18 protein-coding genes and 1 pseudogene are annotated in these 16,557 nt (G+C 68.3%); 11 read left to right on the top strand and 8 right to left on the bottom strand.

Annotation, left to right across the window (positions count from 1 at the left end; genetic code table 11):
- The first annotated feature begins 56 nt into the window (after positions 1–56).
- Positions 57–1,880 (top strand): DUF885 domain-containing protein, encoded by a 1,824-nt coding sequence (locus tag RMO04_RS08640; RefSeq protein ID WP_405041474.1) that lies wholly within the window; start codon positions 57–59, stop codon positions 1,878–1,880.
- Between the two features lie 43 nt (positions 1,881–1,923).
- Here the strand turns inward: RMO04_RS08640 and RMO04_RS08635 are convergent, their stop codons facing one another.
- Positions 1,924–3,555, bottom strand: a complete 1,632-nt coding sequence (locus RMO04_RS08635; protein ID WP_309644379.1) for an EAL domain-containing protein — start codon at positions 3,553–3,555, stop codon at positions 1,924–1,926.
- A gap of 104 nt (positions 3,556–3,659) precedes the next feature.
- Between RMO04_RS08635 and RMO04_RS08630 the strand changes: the two genes are divergently transcribed.
- Together RMO04_RS08630 and RMO04_RS08625 are read left to right on the top strand one after the other, a co-directional pair.
- Positions 3,660–4,154, top strand: coding sequence for an NUDIX domain-containing protein (locus RMO04_RS08630; RefSeq protein WP_309644378.1), 495 nt, complete (start codon positions 3,660–3,662; stop codon positions 4,152–4,154).
- Between the two features lie 46 nt (positions 4,155–4,200).
- Entirely contained in the window at positions 4,201–5,289 is a 1,089-nt protein-coding gene (locus RMO04_RS08625) for a phosphatidylinositol-specific phospholipase C1-like protein (RefSeq protein WP_309644377.1), read from the top strand.
- Here the strand turns inward: RMO04_RS08625 and RMO04_RS08620 are convergent.
- A complete protein-coding gene (locus tag RMO04_RS08620) occupies positions 5,270–5,671 on the bottom strand; it encodes a GFA family protein (protein WP_309644376.1) in 402 nt (133 codons plus the stop codon). The genes RMO04_RS08625 and RMO04_RS08620 overlap by 20 nt on opposite strands.
- A gap of 103 nt (positions 5,672–5,774) precedes the next feature.
- Between RMO04_RS08620 and RMO04_RS08615 the strand changes: the two genes are divergently transcribed.
- The gene (locus tag RMO04_RS08615; protein ID WP_309644375.1) at positions 5,775–6,749 is read left to right on the top strand and encodes a CorA family divalent cation transporter; all 975 of its coding nucleotides are present in this window, start codon (positions 5,775–5,777) and stop codon (positions 6,747–6,749) included.
- 62 nt (positions 6,750–6,811) lie between these two features.
- Here RMO04_RS08615 and RMO04_RS08610 read toward each other — a convergent pair whose 3' ends face one another.
- Positions 6,812–7,438, bottom strand: a complete 627-nt coding sequence (locus tag RMO04_RS08610; protein ID WP_309644374.1) for a PEPxxWA-CTERM sorting domain-containing protein — start codon at positions 7,436–7,438, stop codon at positions 6,812–6,814.
- Between the two features lie 197 nt (positions 7,439–7,635).
- Positions 7,636–7,746, bottom strand: a pseudogene (locus RMO04_RS21175) (PEPxxWA-CTERM sorting domain-containing protein); the annotation flags it as partial.
- Positions 7,747–8,496: 750 nt separating this feature from the next.
- Between RMO04_RS21175 and RMO04_RS08600 the strand changes: the two are divergent.
- The 5 genes from RMO04_RS08600 (at position 8,497) to RMO04_RS08580 (ending at position 11,320) form a co-directional block, all read left to right on the top strand.
- Positions 8,497–9,183: a ParA family protein gene (locus RMO04_RS08600; RefSeq protein ID WP_309644372.1), complete on the top strand. Its 687-nt coding sequence runs from the start codon at positions 8,497–8,499 to the stop codon at positions 9,181–9,183.
- An 18-nt stretch (positions 9,184–9,201) separates the two neighbouring features.
- On the top strand, positions 9,202–9,642 hold the full coding sequence (locus RMO04_RS08595; RefSeq protein ID WP_309644371.1) for a GFA family protein: 441 nt from the start codon (positions 9,202–9,204) through the stop codon (positions 9,640–9,642).
- The gene (locus tag RMO04_RS08590) at positions 9,639–10,091 is read left to right on the top strand and encodes a GFA family protein (RefSeq protein WP_309644370.1); all 453 of its coding nucleotides are present in this window, start codon (positions 9,639–9,641) and stop codon (positions 10,089–10,091) included. Before RMO04_RS08595 ends, RMO04_RS08590 begins: the two co-directional genes overlap by 4 nt.
- The gene (locus tag RMO04_RS08585; protein ID WP_309644369.1) at positions 10,088–10,480 is read left to right on the top strand and encodes an MmcQ/YjbR family DNA-binding protein; all 393 of its coding nucleotides are present in this window, start codon (positions 10,088–10,090) and stop codon (positions 10,478–10,480) included. Before RMO04_RS08590 ends, RMO04_RS08585 begins: the two co-directional genes overlap by 4 nt.
- A 66-nt stretch (positions 10,481–10,546) precedes the next feature.
- Positions 10,547–11,320: an SDR family oxidoreductase gene (locus RMO04_RS08580; protein WP_309644368.1), complete on the top strand. Its 774-nt coding sequence runs from the start codon at positions 10,547–10,549 to the stop codon at positions 11,318–11,320.
- Positions 11,321–11,336: 16 nt separating this feature from the next.
- On the opposite strand, the gene RMO04_RS08575 is transcribed toward RMO04_RS08580, so the two are convergent.
- From RMO04_RS08575 to RMO04_RS08560, 4 genes are all read right to left on the bottom strand, one after another.
- Positions 11,337–12,488: a PHB depolymerase family esterase gene (locus RMO04_RS08575; protein WP_309644367.1), complete on the bottom strand. Its 1,152-nt coding sequence runs from the start codon at positions 12,486–12,488 to the stop codon at positions 11,337–11,339.
- Between the two features lie 134 nt (positions 12,489–12,622).
- Positions 12,623–13,027 (bottom strand): host attachment protein, encoded by a 405-nt coding sequence (locus tag RMO04_RS08570; protein ID WP_309644366.1) that lies wholly within the window; start codon positions 13,025–13,027, stop codon positions 12,623–12,625.
- Between the two features lie 57 nt (positions 13,028–13,084).
- Positions 13,085–13,612: a VOC family protein gene (locus tag RMO04_RS08565; protein WP_309644365.1), complete on the bottom strand. Its 528-nt coding sequence runs from the start codon at positions 13,610–13,612 to the stop codon at positions 13,085–13,087.
- Positions 13,609–14,061, bottom strand: a complete 453-nt coding sequence (locus tag RMO04_RS08560) for a DUF805 domain-containing protein (protein ID WP_309644364.1) — start codon at positions 14,059–14,061, stop codon at positions 13,609–13,611. Before RMO04_RS08560 ends, RMO04_RS08565 begins: the two co-directional genes overlap by 4 nt.
- Before the next feature lie 205 nt (positions 14,062–14,266).
- On the opposite strand from RMO04_RS08560, the gene recA reads away from it, so the two are divergent.
- Both recA and RMO04_RS08550 read left to right on the top strand, forming a co-directional pair.
- Positions 14,267–15,346, top strand: a complete 1,080-nt coding sequence (gene recA / locus RMO04_RS08555) for a recombinase RecA (RefSeq protein ID WP_309644363.1) — start codon at positions 14,267–14,269, stop codon at positions 15,344–15,346.
- A 248-nt stretch (positions 15,347–15,594) separates the two neighbouring features.
- On the top strand, positions 15,595–16,557 hold a 963-nt coding region (locus RMO04_RS08550; protein ID WP_309644362.1), incomplete at its 3' end, for an alanine--tRNA ligase-related protein.

Raw genomic sequence — 16,557 nt, 5'->3', positions numbered from 1 at the left:
CTGACGGTGCTGGAATCCGTCATCGATCAACACGTTTCCAACGCGAGAGCCTGACCTTGACCCAGCAACTCGACCGTCGCGCCTTCCTCGCGACCACCGCCGCCGGCGCCCTCGTCGCCACCACGCCCGCCATGGCCCAGGCCGGCGAGGATGCCCGTCTGAAAACCCTGCTGGACGCCATGTTCGAGGAGGCGGTCGACGAGAGTCCCGAGCGGGCCACGGGCCTCGGCCTCGACAAGGGCGCGCGGGCGGCGCTCAAGAGCCAGCTCGACGACTATTCCGCCGCCGGACGCGAGAAGCGCCTGGGCCAGACCCGCGCGCGGGTGGCCAAGCTGAAGGCCATCGATCGCAACGCCCTGTCGCCGGCCTCCAAGGTCGACCTCGACACCGTTCTTTACGGCCAGGAGAACAACCTGGCGGCCGGCGAACGCTTCAAGTTCGGCTCGGTCGGGGGCCGCTTCAGCCCTTATGTGATCAGCCAGCAGACCGGGGTCTACCAAGACATCCCCGACTTCCTGGACAACCAGCACCGCGTCGTCACCGCCGCGGACGCCGACGCCTATCTGGCGCGCCTGAAGGCCTTCACCGTGGCGCTGGACCAGGACCTCGACCGCATGAAGGCCGATGTCGCCGGAGGCGTCGTGCCGCCCAACTTCATCTGCGACCTGGCGCTGGGGCAGATGAAGGCCCTGCGCGACCAGGCGCCTGAAGCGACCATCATGGTCACCTCCATCGCCGGCAAGGCCAAGACCGCCGGCCTCACCGCCGACTATGCGGGTCCCGCGACCAAGATCGTGGCCAGCGAGATCTTCCCGGCCCTGGACCGCCAGATCGCCGCCATGACCGCTGCGCGGGCCATGGCCACCGCCGACGCCGGTGTCTGGAAGCTGAAGGACGGCGCGGCCTACTACGCCGGCGGCCTCAAGACCTCGACCACCACCGACCTTTCGGCCGAGGAGATTCACAAGCTGGGCCTCGATCAGGTGGCCGACATCACCGCGCGCCTAGACGTGATCCTGAAGGGCCAGGGCATGACCAAGGGCACGGTGGCCGAGCGGCTGACCGCGCTCAACGCCGACCCCAAGCAGCTCTACGCCAACACCGATGAGGGCCGCGCCGCCCTGATCGCCGACCTCAACGTCCAGGTGGCCGCCATCGCCGCGCGCCTGCCCCAGGCCTTCAACACGCTTCCCAAGGCCGAGGTGACGGTCAAGCGGGTGCCAGCCTTCATCCAGGATGGCGCCTCCAACGGCTACTACCAGAGCGCCGCGCTGGACGGCTCGCGCCCGGCGGCCTTCTTCATCAACCTGAAGAACACCCACGAGTGGCCCAAGTACAACCTGCCGACCCTGGTCTATCACGAGGCGACGCCCGGCCATCACCTGCAGATCGCGCTCAGCCAGGAGAGCCAGGCCATCCCGATCATCCGGCGGACCGGCGGCGGGTTCTCGGCCTTCACCGAGGGCTGGGCGCTCTACGCCGAGCAGCTTGCCGATGAGATGGGGGTCTACAAGGACGATCCTCTGGGCCAGGCCGGTTACCTGCAGTCCTTCTTGTTCCGCGCCTGCCGGCTGGTGGTGGACACCGGCCTGCACCACAAACGTTGGACCCGCGACCAGGCCACCGACTACATGGTCAGCGTCACGGGCTATCCGCGTTCAAGGGCCCTTCGGGAGATCGACCGCTACTGCTGCTCGCCCGGCCAGACCACCAGCTACAAGGTCGGTCACACGGTCTGGGCGCGCCTGCGCGAAGAGGCCAAAGCCAAGCTGGGCCCGAAGTTCGACCTCAAGGCATGGCACGACGCGGCCCTGCTCTCGGGCTCCATGCCGCTGACGGTGCTGGAACGGAACCTCGGCGAATGGGTGGCGCGAGCCTGATTGAGATCGCGCACTCCGGCGGAGATGGGGAAGGGCTTAGGTCCTAACCCCAGCCCTCGACCGAACCCTTGCGCCGCGCTGCGGGCTTGACGTGGCCCAGGTTGTCGGCCGTCGCCGTCGGCTGCTGGGGGATATCCGTCGGCGCGCCATAGAACCAGCCCTGGGCGTAGTCGACCCCGGCCCGGCGCACGGCCTCCTCGGCGTTGGTGTTCTCCACCATCTCGGCCAGGGTCTTGACCCCCAGCTCGGCGCACATGGTCACCAAGTGGCGTATGAAGGTGCTCTCGCGGCCGCCGTGTTGCAGCTCGCGGATGTAGCGGCCGTCGATCTTCACGATGTCCAGGGTCAGCTGCTGCAGATAGGCCAGCGAGGCCGCCCCAGCGCCGAAATCGTCCAGGCAGATCAGGCAACCCTCAGACCGCAGGGCTTTCAGGTGACGGTCAGCGAGGGCCAAGTCGTCGATGGCGGCGCTCTCGGTGATCTCGAACAGCAGCCGGCCGGACACCGCGGGGGTCTTGACCAGCATCGCCTTTACCGCCGCGACGAAGGCGGAGCTGACGATTGTCCGTCCGGAAATGTTGGCCGCCAGCTTGAGCGTCGGATCGGCCGTTAGCTTGGCCACCGTCTGCTCGACGACCGCGATATCCAAGGCCTCGATCAGGTCCAACTCCTCGGCCATGCGGATCATGGGGAAGGGGCTGGCGTTGTCGCCGAACCGGACCAGGACCTCGTGGTGATGCAGGGCGGCGTTGGCCTTCAGATCCACCACCGGCTGGTAGACCAGCCTGAAGCGCTTCTCGTTGACGGCCTGTCCCAGGGCGCCGACCTCGACCAGGGTGCGCTGCACCGAGCGGCTGACCGCCTCGTTCAGGGTCGCCGATGGCGCGCCGTCCATCCCGTCCTTGATGAAGTTGTCCAGGGAGAAGCGCAGGGCGCGCAAGACCTGGCCCGAGGCCGCATCGCCGCCCAGGCTCATGGCGCGGACCTGCGGGGCCACTCCATGCTTGGGATCGATGGCCACCAGCTTGATGAGGCGCTGCACCAGGGCTTCCACCCCGTCGCCCTTGTTGCGGACGACCGCGAACCGGTCATGGCCCAGGTCGGCCGCCGCCCCGCCGCCGTGCGACTGGGCGCGCAGGGCGCCGGTCACACGATCGTCCAGGTCCTTGGAGGCCTCGGGGCTTAGCAGTTTGCGCAGGGCGCCCAGGCCGCCCAGCTCGATCAAAGCCAGTTCCAGTTCCTGTCCCGTGGCCTTGGCGGTCTCGATCAGGGCCGCGGTGGCGGCTTCGAACGAGCGCTTGTCGTGCAGGCCGTGCATCACCTTGGCCGCCGCCCGGCTGAAGGCGCAGGAGACAGCGCCGTCATTGCCCGGCATGCGGAAGGCGGTGAAGGAGGCCGCCCGTTCGCTGGCGCCGGCCGAACCGGCCAGCGTCACCACCACCGGCCCGCCGCGTCCGCCGTCCTTGAGGCCGCTCAGCAGGGCCTCGACCATCGGGCGGTCCCGGGGATCGATGAAGTCGCGCCAGGCGCGGCCGACCAGGGCGGTCTCGGCCGAGCCGGACAGGGCCTCGCTGGCGCCGATGGCGAAACCGATCTTACCTTCAGCGGTGATTTCTAGCAGGAGGTCGGCGCTGGCGAAGGCGAAGCCGAGCAGACGTTGCGGGCTGAGCGACAAGGCGGCTCTCCATGCGATTCAGCCAACATCCTGTTCCAGCTCGGCTTAATTTGGCGTTGAGACGGCGGGTGCGCGGCGCCGCGCGATGCGGCTATAGCTGCGCGATGCGCGAACGCCTGACCGCCCGTGTGCTGCTGTTCGACCCCGCCGGCGCCATCCTGCTTCTGCGGGGGCGCATGCCCGGTCGCCCGGCGTCGAGCTCGTCGTGGCACACCATCGGCGGCGGCGTGGATCCCGGCGAGACCCTGGAGCAGGCGGCCCATCGCGAGGTCGCCGAGGAAAGCGGCTTCACCGAGATCGATCTTGGCCGCGTGGTCTGGACCCGAAGCGGCGAGGGGAACCTGGTCACCGGCGAGCGGGTGATGTTCCGCGAGCACTATTTCGTCGGCCGTTGCGCCGGCGGCGAGCCGTCCCGCGCCGGCTGGGCCGACTACGAGACCGACCTCATCGACGACATCCGTTGGCGGACGCCGCGGGACCTGGCCGGCCTCACCGAGCGCATCTATCCCGAGCGCTTCCTGGAGCTCATCCCCGCCATCGCCTCGGGCGTCTATCCCGACCCGCCCGTGGAGATCACCGTGACGCGCGCCAAGACCTAGGCGAGACTGTCGTTCAAGCGCCACGCAGAGGCGTTAGGGAGTCTCCATGATCGCATCGCTGTTCGCCGCCGCCCTCGCCATCGCCGCCGCCTGCGATCTGGAGGCGCCGTCCGGCGCGCCGGGCTGCGAGCGGGCCAAGGTCGACGCCCTGCGGATCAATCAGATCCAGGCCATCGGCACGCACAACTCCTACAAGCAGGCGATGTCGCCCAAGCAGATGGCGCTGCTGCGCGGCGCCAATCCAAAGGAAGCCCTCAATCTGGACTACGCCCATCCGCCGCTGCCCGACCAGCTGGCGGCCGGGGCGCGGCAGCTTGAGCTCGACATCTTCTATGACCCCCAGGGCGGCCGCTACGCCGATCCCCTCGGCATGAAGATGGCCAATGACCTGCCCTACGACCTGACGCCGCTGAAGGGGCCGGGCTTCAAGGTCATGCACGTCCAGGACCTCGACTACCGCTCCAACTGTCCGCTGTTCACCGACTGCCTGGCGCAGGTGCGGGCCTGGTCCAAGGCCCACCCCGAGCACGTGCCGCTGCTGATCCTGCTGAACCTCAAGGAGGGCGGGCTCAGCCTGCCCGGCGCGGTGATCGCCCAGCCCTTCGACGCCGCCGCGATGGACGCCATCGACGCCGAAATCCGCTCGGTGTTCCAACCGGGCGACCTGATTGTCCCCGACCAGGTCCAGGGCCGCCGCGCGACCCTGCGCGAGGCGGCGCTCGCGCACGCCTGGCCGACCCTGAAGTCGGCCCGCGGCAAGGTGATGTTCGCCCTCGACGCACCGATCTCCCAGGTCACCATCTACCGTGGCGCCCGCGCCTCGCTCGAAGGCCGCGTGGCGTTCGTCAATATCGAGGAGACGTCTCCGGCCGCGGCCTACATCACCCTGAACGAACCCATCGAGCTGGCCGAGCGCATCCGCGCTGCGGTCAAGGCCGGCCTGATCGTACGCACCCGCGCCGACGCCGACACCGCCGAGGCCCGGACCAACGACCGCGCCCGCCAGGACGCCGCCTTCGCCGCCGGCGCCCAGTACGTCTCGACGGACTACATGACGCCCGACCCGCGCTTCGGTCCCTATGCGGCGCGCCTGCCTGGCGGCGGCGCGGCCAGGGTCAGTCCGGCCGTTCGTTAGGATACTGGGTCAGATCGTCGGTGATCGGCCACCAGCTCGCCTTGGACGCCACGTGGAAGTGGAAACCGAGCTGCGCTCCCACCGGCTCGTCCAGGGTTCCCACGCGCACGCGCACGACGCCGGGCTTGGTGTTCAGGCGGCTGAACAACGGGCCGCCGCAGCGGCCGCAGAACACCCGCTCCTTGCCGGGCGAGGACTCATAGGCGCGGATCTGGTCCTGGCCGCCCAGCAGGGTGAAGTCGGCGACCGCCACCGGGATGTTGGTGGCGAAGGCGCCGCCCTGCGCCTTGCGGCAGTCGCCGCAGTGGCAGACCTGGATCGGCGCCAGCGGTCCGGCCACTTCGAAGCGGACGGCGCGGCAGAGGCAGGAGCCGGTGGGCATGGGCGGTCTCTCCAGGTTCATGGTGGGATGTTATCGTCCGACGCCGGATCGGCACAGATTCGCGCCAGGATAACGCGGCGCCGCGCGGCGCGGGGAGCTTAGCATGGCCCAGACCGGCGCCTTTCTCTGGGCCTACGCCTTCGACCAAGGCCTGGCCGCGCCGATTACCGACCAGACCCTCGACGACGCGCTCGCCTCCCGCGACTGGGTCTGGACCCACTATCCGCTCAGCGACCAACGCGCCCGGCTGCATCTGGAACAGCTTCAGGAGTTGCCCGCCGCCGCCCGCGACCTGATCCTGCGCGCCGAGCAGCGGGTGCAGATCCAATTCGTCGGTGACTGGGCCTTCGGCGTCCTGCCCGATTTCGAGCGCGACCTGGATGGACGGGCGGTCGGCGTGGGACGCCTGCTGTTCGCCATGAGCGGGCGGCGGCTGATCACCGCGCGGCGTCAGGCCCTGTGCGTCGTCGACGAGGTGCGCCGCGAGGCCGAGCGGGGCGGCGTCCTGGCCTCGCCGGCCGAGGCGGTGATCCGCCTGGTCGAGCGCTATGTGGACCTGGCCGAGACCCGCCTGCACGCCGCCGCGGAGGCTCTGGACCGGATCGAGGATCGCATGCTCGCCGATGCGGGGGAGTTGGATGGCGTCAAGCTGGGCCCGTTACGCCGGGGCCTGTCTCGTGATCACCGGGAGTATCTGGGCCTGCGCAGCGCCCTGCACCGCGCCATGAGCCCGCGCGAGGCCCACACCGTGGCGGTCCTGCCGGGGCAGCTCTCGCGCCTGGCCCAGGAGGCCGAGGATCTCGATCGCGAGACCGGGAGTTTGCAGGAGCGCGCACGCCTGCTGCATGAGGAGCTCGACACCCGCATCACTAGCGCCACCAACCGCAGCATGCGGGCGCTGACGGTCATGTCCAGCCTGTTGATCCCGCCCACCCTGATCGTCGGCGCCTTCGGTATGAACCTCTCCGGCATCCCCTTCGCCGATGACCGCGCGGGGTTCTTCGCGGCCAGCGCGCTGTGCCTGGCGGTGGTCGGCGGGGCCTATTGGATCCTGCGGCGCATGCGGATCATGCCGTAGGGGCGCAGCGAAAAGCCGCCGATCTCGCGACCGGCGGCTCAACGCGGCGTTCGCCGAAGATGTTAGGCGTAGAAGGCTTGAGCGTTCCGGCGACGGCTGGAACGAACCATGGAGCCCACGGCGCCGAAGCCGAGGATCATCATGCCCCAGGTCGCCGGTTCCGGAACCGCGGACAGGCTGGCCAGATTGTCGACTTCGAACGAGTTCGACGACGAGCTGAAGGTGACGCTGGTGAACTGCTCGCCGGCGGTGCCCGAGACGTTGAACAGGCCGTTGGTGCCCGGCGACACGCGGACGCAGTACGCCGGAATGATGAAGTACGTGCCCGGAATGAAGATCGGGTCAGCGCCGGTCGAGTTGATGGCCAGCGTATTGTAGGTGTCGATGGAACCCCAATCGAACTGGAAGGCCGACACCGGCGCATCGAAGGTGATGGTCGCGAATCCACCGGCCAGGACCGACAGGTACGGGGTGCCCGAGGGAATCGAATTGGCGGGCGGCGAGCCGTCGGCGTCGGCGGGCGGGGTCTTGATCAGGTAGTCGGAGCCGACGATGCCGGTCGCATCGTTGAAAGGATTGATGATGGTGTAGCCGGCGCCCGGCGACGCGGCGCCCGGCGTAAAGGTGAAGATGACGGCGGCGCTGGCCGGAGCGGCGCCCCCCAAAGCGGCGAGCGCGAAGCCGGCCATAAGCAATTTACGCATAAGAACAATTAGCCTTCCCAAGAGTGTCCCTCGGGATGGTGAACAAGAAGTTGCCACAAAAGTTCCGAGGGTCCGGCAAGTTTCTTGTGCAATGCAGCAGATGCCGCTCGGCTCGGCGGCGCGACAGCGAAAAGCCGCCGATCTCGCGACCGGCGGCTCAACGATTTTCACCCGTCCGGTGCTTAGGCGTGGACGGCTTGAGCCGTGCGGCGGCGCTGACGCACCGCGCCGCCGACCAGGCCGAAGCCCACGATCATCATGGCCCAGGTGGCGGGCTCCGGAACGGCCGCGGCGGGGATCAGGGACGAGGTGGCGGTGACGAAGGCCGTGCGGCCGCCGCCGATGATGTTCACGCGATACCGGCCGTTGCTCGACTGGTTGAAGAACGAGATGTTGTTGGCCGCCACGGTATTGAACCGCACGCCGCTGCCGTCCAGGAAGGCCGGACCGGTGGTGAAGTAGTTCCCGTAGAAGCCGGTGGGCGCCACGATGGCCGATCCGTCGACCATCCCGCTGATCGAGGTGATCGGCAGGGCGGTCTGTCCACCGACCTGCACGGCAATGTCGGACGTCGTGAAGATGCCGCTGCCCGTGACGTTGACGCCCGGCCGGAACAGGTCGGGGCCGAAGAAATCAAATGTGAAGGTCGCCGCCGAGGCCGGCGCCGCGACAGCCAGACCCAGCGCCGCGGCGAGCGCGAATAGTGGTTTTCTCATTGAAAGTTGCCCAGAAAGCCGTTCGCTCGCGCCAATGCGATGAATCGGTCCCTTGGTCGTTACGTCTAAGTCTGGCGAATAGTTTCAGTCGCGTTCAGGATAATTTTCATGATTCAACTTGCGAGAGATTTTGTATTCTTCATTTCGCAATTGGTGTTGTTCAATCGTGGCCGCCAATTCGCCAGATTCGCGAGCTTCACTGTAGATTTCGCCATACCCGCGCCTCGTCTTGGCCACGTTCCTTCCTGCCATTGGCCCTGATGATGGGCGGACGCAACAAGCGACCGCGATGCTCGTTTACCCTGGGCCTCCGAGGAGGGGGGCTCGATGTTCACCCTCACGCTCGTCGCCCGCAAAGGCGGTTCGGGCAAAACCACCCTCGCCGTACATCTCGCACTCGCGGCGTATCTGCGCGGTCGGCGCACCCTGCTGGCCGACGCCGACCCCCAGCGTTCCGCCACCGAAGCGCTCAGCGCCCGCCAGGCTCTGGGTCCTGAGCGCGTCGCCCTTGTCGGCGCCAGGCTGTATGGCGCCCAGATGGAGGCCGTGCGCCGGGGAACCGAGGTCATGGTCATCGACACCGCCGCCGGGGTCACCGAGGACAACGCCGCCGCCATCGTCCTGGCCGATCTCTGCGTGCTGGTGGTCAGGCCGACCTATCTCGACCTAGCCGCGGCGATCGAGTCCGTCGCCATGATCCGTCGCCTGAAGAAACCTGTCCTGCTCGTGGTCAGCCAGGCGCCGCATACCCGCGACGGCGTCGAGCCCCCCGCCATGCGCCGGGCCCTGCGCGCGCTGGCCGTCCTGGGCCAACCGATCGCTCCCACCGTGATCCGCTCGCGACTCATCTATCAGACCGCGCTCGAAACCGGCCGATCGGCGGAGGAAGCCGACCAGCCCGCCGCCGCCCGCGAGATCGCCGAGCTGTGGGCCTATATCCACCACCAGGTCTTCCCGCGTGACGCTGCTGACACCATGCTGTCAGCAAGCGTGTCTCAATGTCGTGCGTACTAGGCCGAAGGAGAGGCGCGCATGATTTCTGGGAGCTGCTGCTGCGGCGCGATCCGGTTCGAACTGCTGGCGCCGCCCACCATGATGGGCGCCTGCCATTGCTCGCGCTGCCGAAAGCTCGGCTCTAGCGTCTTCGTCTTCGTCCGCGCCGCCGATTTCCGCTGGATCGAGGGGCGCGAAAAGGTCGCGCGCTACGCCCCCACCGCGCCCTTTACCTATGCCCGCTGCTTCTGCGGCGACTGCGGCACGGCCCTGGGTGAGGTCGATTCCGACCAGGATAGCTTTCCGATCGCCGCCAACTGCCTGGACGACGATCCCGTCGTGCGTATCCGCTTCCACGAATTCGTCGCCGACAAGCCGCTCTGGTACGAGATCTGCGACGACGCCAAACAGTTCCCCGGCCACCCGGTGCGCGCCGCCGAGGTTCCGCCCAATCCATCGCTTGGAGCTTATACGCCATGACCCGACCCAACCTGCCTTCCGAAGGCGGCTGCCGCTGCGGCCAGGTGCGTTTCGCGATCAGCGCCCCGCCGATGCTCACCATGGCCTGCCACTGCACGGGCTGCCAGGCTATGTCCTCCAGCGCCTATTCGCTCAGCGCCGCCTTTCCCGCGACGGGCTTCGAGGTCACCCAGGGCGAGCCGGTCATTGGCGGCCTGCACGGCGCCACCCGCCACTATTTCTGCCCGCACTGCATGAGCTGGATGTTCACCCGGCCCGAGGGCATGGACGACTTCGTCAATGTCCGCGCCACCCTGCTGGACGACACCAGCTGGTTCAGCCCCTTCATCGAAACCTTCACCGACGAGATGCTGCCCTGGGCGACCACCGGCGCGGCCCACAGCTTCGCGACCTTCCCGCCCTACGAGGCCTATGACCGGCTGATCGCGGAGTACGCCGCCGCGCCATGACCACGCCCCACCAGCGCGCGGAGGCCGAGCTTACCGCCTATGGCCTGACCCTGCCGGAAACCGACACCGGGCCGGGCTGGGCCTTCACGCGCGTCCTGCGGGTCCGGGGTAGGATGTTCGCCATCTTCGGCGACAAGGCCCAGCCGGACGACGAGCTGACGATCACCGTCAAGCTGCCGATCTCCTTCGAGATGGTCCAGGACCTGCCCTTCGTCCGCGAGAGTCGCGGCTGGTATCGGCAGCACAGCTGGGCCATCGCCCACTTCGGGCCGGGCGACGACATCGGCGCCGAGATCCCGACCCTTCAGGGCTGGCTCCGCCAGAGCTACGTGGCCATGGCGCCAAAGCGTCTGGGCCGGCTGGTCGAGGGGCCCGGTCCAGAGCTCTAACAACTGTTTGAATTCCCCGCCGCGACCTCTAGGGTCCGACCTCATCCCTAACCCTCGAGGCCATCCATGGATCTTCAGCTCAACGACAAGGTGGTCTTCGTGGCCGGGGGCAGCCGTGGGATTGGGCTGGGTATCGTCGAGGCCTGCCTGGCCGAGGGCGCGCGAGTCGCCTTCGCCGCCCGGGGGGAGGGGCCTCTGCTCGCCGAGCGTGACCGCCTCGCCGCCCAGTATGGCGCGGATCGGGTCTGGGCCCGCGCCGGCGACCTGCGCGACAGCGCCGTGCTCACCGACATGATCGCGGCGATCGAAGCCGAGGTGGGGCCGATCTGGGGCGCGGTGGCCAATGTCGGCCTCTATCCCTGCCCGCCGGGTTTCGAGGTGGACGACGAGACCTGGGACGCAGGCTTCGCCCAGAACCTGGATTCCGCCTACCGCCTGGCGCGCGCGGTGCTGAAGCCCATGACCGAGCGGAAGGAAGGCGCGCTGCTGTTCATCAGCTCCATCGCCGGCGGCGCGGCCCTGGGCACCCCGCTCACCTACGGCACGTCAAAGGCCGCGATGAACCACATGGGCAAGGAGCTGGCCGCCCTGGTCGGGCGCCACGGCGTGCGGGTCAACACCATCGCGCCGGGCAACATCATCTTCCCCGGCGGCGATTGGGAGACGCGCTCCCAGGGTCCGGGCGGGGAGAAGGTCCTGCGCTGGATCAACCGCGAAGTGCCCTTGAAGCGCTTCGGCGCCCCTCACGAGATCGGCGTCGCCGCCGCGTTCCTGCTGAGCCCCGTCGCCAGCTTCGTCACCGGCGTCGTGATGCCGGTCGACGGCGGCCAGACGAAGTAGGCCCACCCCGCGAAGCTCATCGCATCAGGCCAGCGCTCTTCAACGCCTTGGCGATAACGTCCTGCACGCTGCCCGGCACATGCGGCGCGAGGCTGGCCATCACCTGGGCGCCCAGGCCGTGCGGCGCCTTCAGTTCGTGCCACGCCTCGGAGGCGGGCGCCGGGGCAGGGGCCGACGGCGCCGTCAGCCAGGCGCTCGCCGGGCGAGGTTTCACGCCCCAGAAGGCCAGGATCTCGCTCGACGACGACACCCCGGCCTCCAGCATGTAGGGCGCCACGGCGCCGACCCCTTCGGCGCCCGTGCTCGCCAGGGGGGTCCCGTGGCCCAGGCCCGCGAGCCGGTGGGCCTCGATCAGCACCTCGCCGGTCGAGGGCGAACGCCAGGTCGAGCGCGTGCGCCCCGGCTGGGACCGCACCTCGTCCGGTTCGACCGCTAGGCCGTGCGTCCAGGCCCATTGGCTGGCGATGTCGTCGGCGTTCGAGGCGCTCACCACCGTGTCGGCGCCCCCGTGCCAGATCGCCACCCGGGGAATCCGCCCGCCGATGGGCGCTGCGCCCCGCACCAGGCCGCCCAGTTCGGGCGCGCTGCGCCCGTCGGCCCGGTTCATCACCCGCAGCGCGTCCTGCACGTTGCCCGCCACGCCGTAGGGCAGGCCCGCGATGATCGCCCCGCCCGCGAACACGTCGGGATAGGCCGCAAGCATCACGCAGGTCATGGCGCCGCCGGCCGACAGCCCGGTCACGAACACACGCTCGGGGTCCGCGCCGTGCTCGCCGATCGCATGGGCGGTCATGGCGGCGATGGAGGCGGCCTCGCCCTCGCCGCGGCGCGTATCGCCGGGCGAGAACCAGTTGAAGCAGCGGTTCGGGTTGTTGGCCGCCGTCTGCTCGGCCGCCACCACCACGAAGCCGTGGCGCTGCGCCAGGGTCAGCCAGCCGGCGTCCGCCGCATAGGCCTCCGCGCCCTGGGTGCAGCCGTGCAGCACCACCACCAGCGGCGCGCCCCCCGCCAGACCCTCCGGCGCGTAGCTGTACATCCGCAAACGCCCCGGATTGGCGCCGAACGCGGCCGTCTCGACCATCCGCCCGGCCGCCACATCGCTCGCTGGCGCCTTGGCGCTCCGCCGCAGCCTCGCCAGCATGGCGGTCGTCTCTCCAAGACCCGGCATCGAAACTCACCTCACGTCACACGGGGAATGTCCCCGGGGACAGAGGTAATGCTGCAGTGCAGCATTGGTGACGGGCGGGCCGAGATTTTTTTCGCGGCGGCGGGCGCGGCAGGCCCTCCGCCGCGCATTTCCGGCTAGGTCGCGGCGATCGCCTTCTCGACGTCGTGCAGCGCATGGCCGGTCAGGTCCTTGGCGATCTCGCCCACCAGCACAGCCGATAGCCTGGCGTGGTACTGCGGGCGTATCGCTCCCAGCGTCCGAGGCGCGGCGATGATCAGCAGGGCGGATATCTCGCCCGCCAGCACCTTCTTGTTCAGCAGCTCCACCACACCGGCGGAGAAGCCGTCTTCCTTGTCCTGCCCGCCATCGGGATTGGCCGAGCTGCCGTGACGGCCGGGCGTGGAGCCCTGGTGATCGGCATTTACCGGGCCATGGTCCAGGGGCGCGAGCTTCAGCTCTGCCTCGTCGCCCGTGTTGCGGAACAGGTTGAATTTCTCGCCGTCGGCGACGGCGACAGTGGCGCCTTTGGGAAGCTGCATGAGGTCTCCAGATCTGACCAGCCTAATGCCTCCCGGACCCGATGGTTGCCGCGCGCCCTATCGCACCGCCCGGATCGCCTCTGTCCCATCCCAATCGGCCGCCGCGCGCTTGATGTGCTCGAAGAACCGCCCCTTGTTCCCGCTGATGTCGGAGATTTCGACCACCGTGCCGGGATGGCCTTGCGTGTCGAAATAGGCGAACCGCCCCAGCTCCCCGCCAATCTGGCCCTCGTGGCCGACTTGGTAGCCTAGCGTGAGCGCCTTGTCGTAGAGCCCCTGATAGTCCCGGGTCCAATAGGACATGTGCTGCAGCCCCTCATGGCCGGCGTCCAGGAACTCCCTGTACATCGAGGGCGCGTCGTTGGTCTGCTGGATCAGCTCGATCTGCAGGTCCCCGGAATTGGCCAGCGCGATGCTCATGCTCACCGCCGAGTCCGCCCCCCGGTGCCGGAAATAGTCGGTCTTCACCTCCTCGATGAAGAACCACGGCCCCACGCCCATGACCTTGATCCAGTGATCCATCGCCGCGCGGACATCGCGCACGACATAGCCGTTCTGACAGACAGCGCCGAAGATGCGGCTCATGGGCGGGTTCCTTGGCTCGGGGACAGCGGGCCATACAGGTTAGCGCCCGGCGAGCCCCCGCGGAAACCGATCTCCACCCAGCCCCAGACGTAGAGGTATAGGCCAGCCAGGATCAGGCCGACGCCGATCCAGCCCGGCCCCGCCTGACCGCTCCGCAGCAACGGTTCGGCCGCGCCCAACATCGCCCACGGCCCCAGCACGAACGGGATCAGCCAGGCCCCGCCCCGGTTGCGGTCATGCAGCCGTCGCACGACGCAGGCGACATGACCCACGAAAACGGGAACCAGCAGCGTCAGCAGCACGCCGCCTATCGGCCCCACGGCCATGATCGCGAAGATCGCCGCGCACCAAGCCACGGCCAACAGCGCCTGCAACAACAGGATCCTGCGCCAGTACCCGAGCGGAGAGAGGCGGCCCTGAAAGCCTAGAAGGTCGCGGATCGGCGGCATCAATTCAGGGACACTATACCAATTTCCAACGCGGTACGTCGCCAGGACCGCCTTGCGTCAAATCCGGACGCACCCCTCCGCCCCCCAAAAAAGAACATCTTGCGAACAGAGAACAAACGGGGCACACCTTGTTCCGACGACGGGGCGCGAATTGTTGCGCCGGTCGGGTTGGGTTGGCGGAATCATGAAACAAGGAGCGTCCAAGGTGACTGGGCAATCGGCGTTGAAACTCGTGGGCAGAGACGAAGGCGATAAGGCGCGCGCGCTGGAAGCGGCGTTGGCGCAGATCGACCGGGCCTTCGGTAAGGGCTCGGTGATGAAGCTTGGCTCCAAGAGCCAGATCGAGGTCGAGGCGGTGTCCACCGGCTCGCTCGGCCTCGACATCGCGCTGGGCATCGGCGGCCTGCCCAAGGGCCGGGTGGTCGAGATCTACGGCCCCGAGAGCTCCGGCAAGACGACGCTCGCCCTGCACGTGGTGGCCGAGGTTCAGAAGGCCGGCGGCACCGCGGCCTTCGTGGACGCCGAGCATGCGCTCGACCCCGCCTACGCCCGCAAGCTGGGGGTCAACCTGGACGACCTGCTGGTCTCCCAGCCCGACACCGGCGAGCAGGCGCTCGAGATCACCGACACCCTGGTGCGCTCCGGCGCCGTGGACATCATCGTCATCGACTCCGTGGCGGCCCTGACGCCCCGCGCCGAGATCGAGGGCGAGATGGGCGACAGCCTGCCCGGCCTACAGGCCCGGCTGATGAGCCAGGCGCTGCGCAAGCTGACGGCCTCGATCTCCAAGGCCGGCACGCTCGTCATCTTCATCAACCAGATCCGCATGAAGATCGGCGTCATGTACGGCTCGCCCGAGACCACGACCGGCGGCAACGCGCTGAAGTTCTACGCCTCGGTGCGCCTGGACATCCGCCGCACCGGCTCGGTCAAGATCCGCGACGAGATCGTGGGCAACAATGTCCGCGTCAAGGTGGTGAAGAACAAGGTGGCTCCGCCGTTCCGCGAGGTCGAGTTCGACATCATGTACGGCGAGGGCATCTCCAAGCTGGGCGAGATCATCGACCTGGGCGTCAAGGCCAACGTCATCGAGAAGTCCGGCTCGTGGTTCTCCTGGAACAGCCAGCGCATCGGCCAGGGCCGCGACAACGCCCGTGAATTCCTCAAGAACAACCCCGACATCGCCGACCAGATCGAGAAGCAGGTCCGCGGCGCCAAGGAAGTCATCGAGGAAGAGCTGTTGGTCGGCCCGACCGCCGACGAAGACGGCGCCGACGACGAATAGGATCGCTGCGCGGACGGCCGCTTGGGCTCGCTAGGAGCCCGGGTTCCGCCAACCCCGACGCCCGGGCGCCCTTGAGCCCGACCCCGCGCGGCTGTCCGTAAGCGTAAGGACGCCCAGGCGAGTCTCGCCTGGGCGTCCTTTTCCTTTGCGGTGCGGCGAACTTTGCGTAAACGGTCGCCGGTTCCCTCGGGGCCGCCGCTCGATGGCGGTGTCCTATAAGTGCAATCCCCTCAAGCGTCTGACGAGCCATGCCGAGCCTCAACGACATCCGCAGCCAGTTCCTGGGCTATTTCGAGAAGAATGATCACCTGATCATTCCGTCGGCTCCCCTGGTGCCGCAGAACGATCCGACCCTGCTGTTCGTCAACGCCGGCATGGTGCCGTTCAAGAACTATTTCACCGGCGCCGAGACCCCGCCCGGGCCGCGCGCGGCCTCATCGCAGAAGTCCGTGCGCGCCGGCGGCAAGCACAACGACCTGGACAATGTCGGCTACACCGCCCGCCACCACACCTTCTTCGAGATGCTGGGCAACTTCTCCTTCGGCGACTACTTCAAGGCCGGCGCGATCGAGCATGCCTGGACCCTGCTGACCAAGGAAATGGGGATCCCGGCCGAGAAGCTCACCGTCACCGTCTATCATACGGACGACGAGGCGGCCGAGCTCTGGAAGAAGATCGCGGGCCTGCCCGACCACAAGATCATCCGCATCGCCACCAACGACAATTTCTGGTCGATGGGCGACACCGGCCCCTGCGGTCCGTGCTCGGAGATCTTTTACGACCACGGCTCGCATATCCCTGGCGGCCCGCCCGGCAGCCCCGATGAGGACGGCGACCGGTTCGTGGAGATCTGGAACCTGGTCTTCATGCAGTTCGAGCAGTTCGCGGACGGGACCCGCACGCCGCTGCCCAAGCCGCAGATCGACACCGGCATGGGCCTGGAGCGCGTCGCCGCGGTGCTGCAGGGCGTGCACGACAATTACGACATCGACCTGTTTCGCACCCTGATCGCGGCCTCCAAGGCCATGGTCGCCGGCGGCTCCAACGGCCCCTCGCACCGGGTGATCGCGGACCACCTGCGCTCCACCAGCTTCCTGATCGCCGACGGGGTCTCCCCCTCCAACGAGGGCCGCGGCTACGTCCTGCGCCGGATCATGCGCCGGGCCATGCGCCATGCCCACCTGCTGGGGGCTGAGGAGCCCCTGATGCAC

The organism is Phenylobacterium sp. (assembly GCF_031412415.1).
In the GTDB taxonomy this organism is placed as follows: Bacteria; Pseudomonadota; Alphaproteobacteria; order Caulobacterales; family Caulobacteraceae; genus Phenylobacterium.
This window is presented reverse-complemented; position numbering and strand designations above follow the sequence as displayed.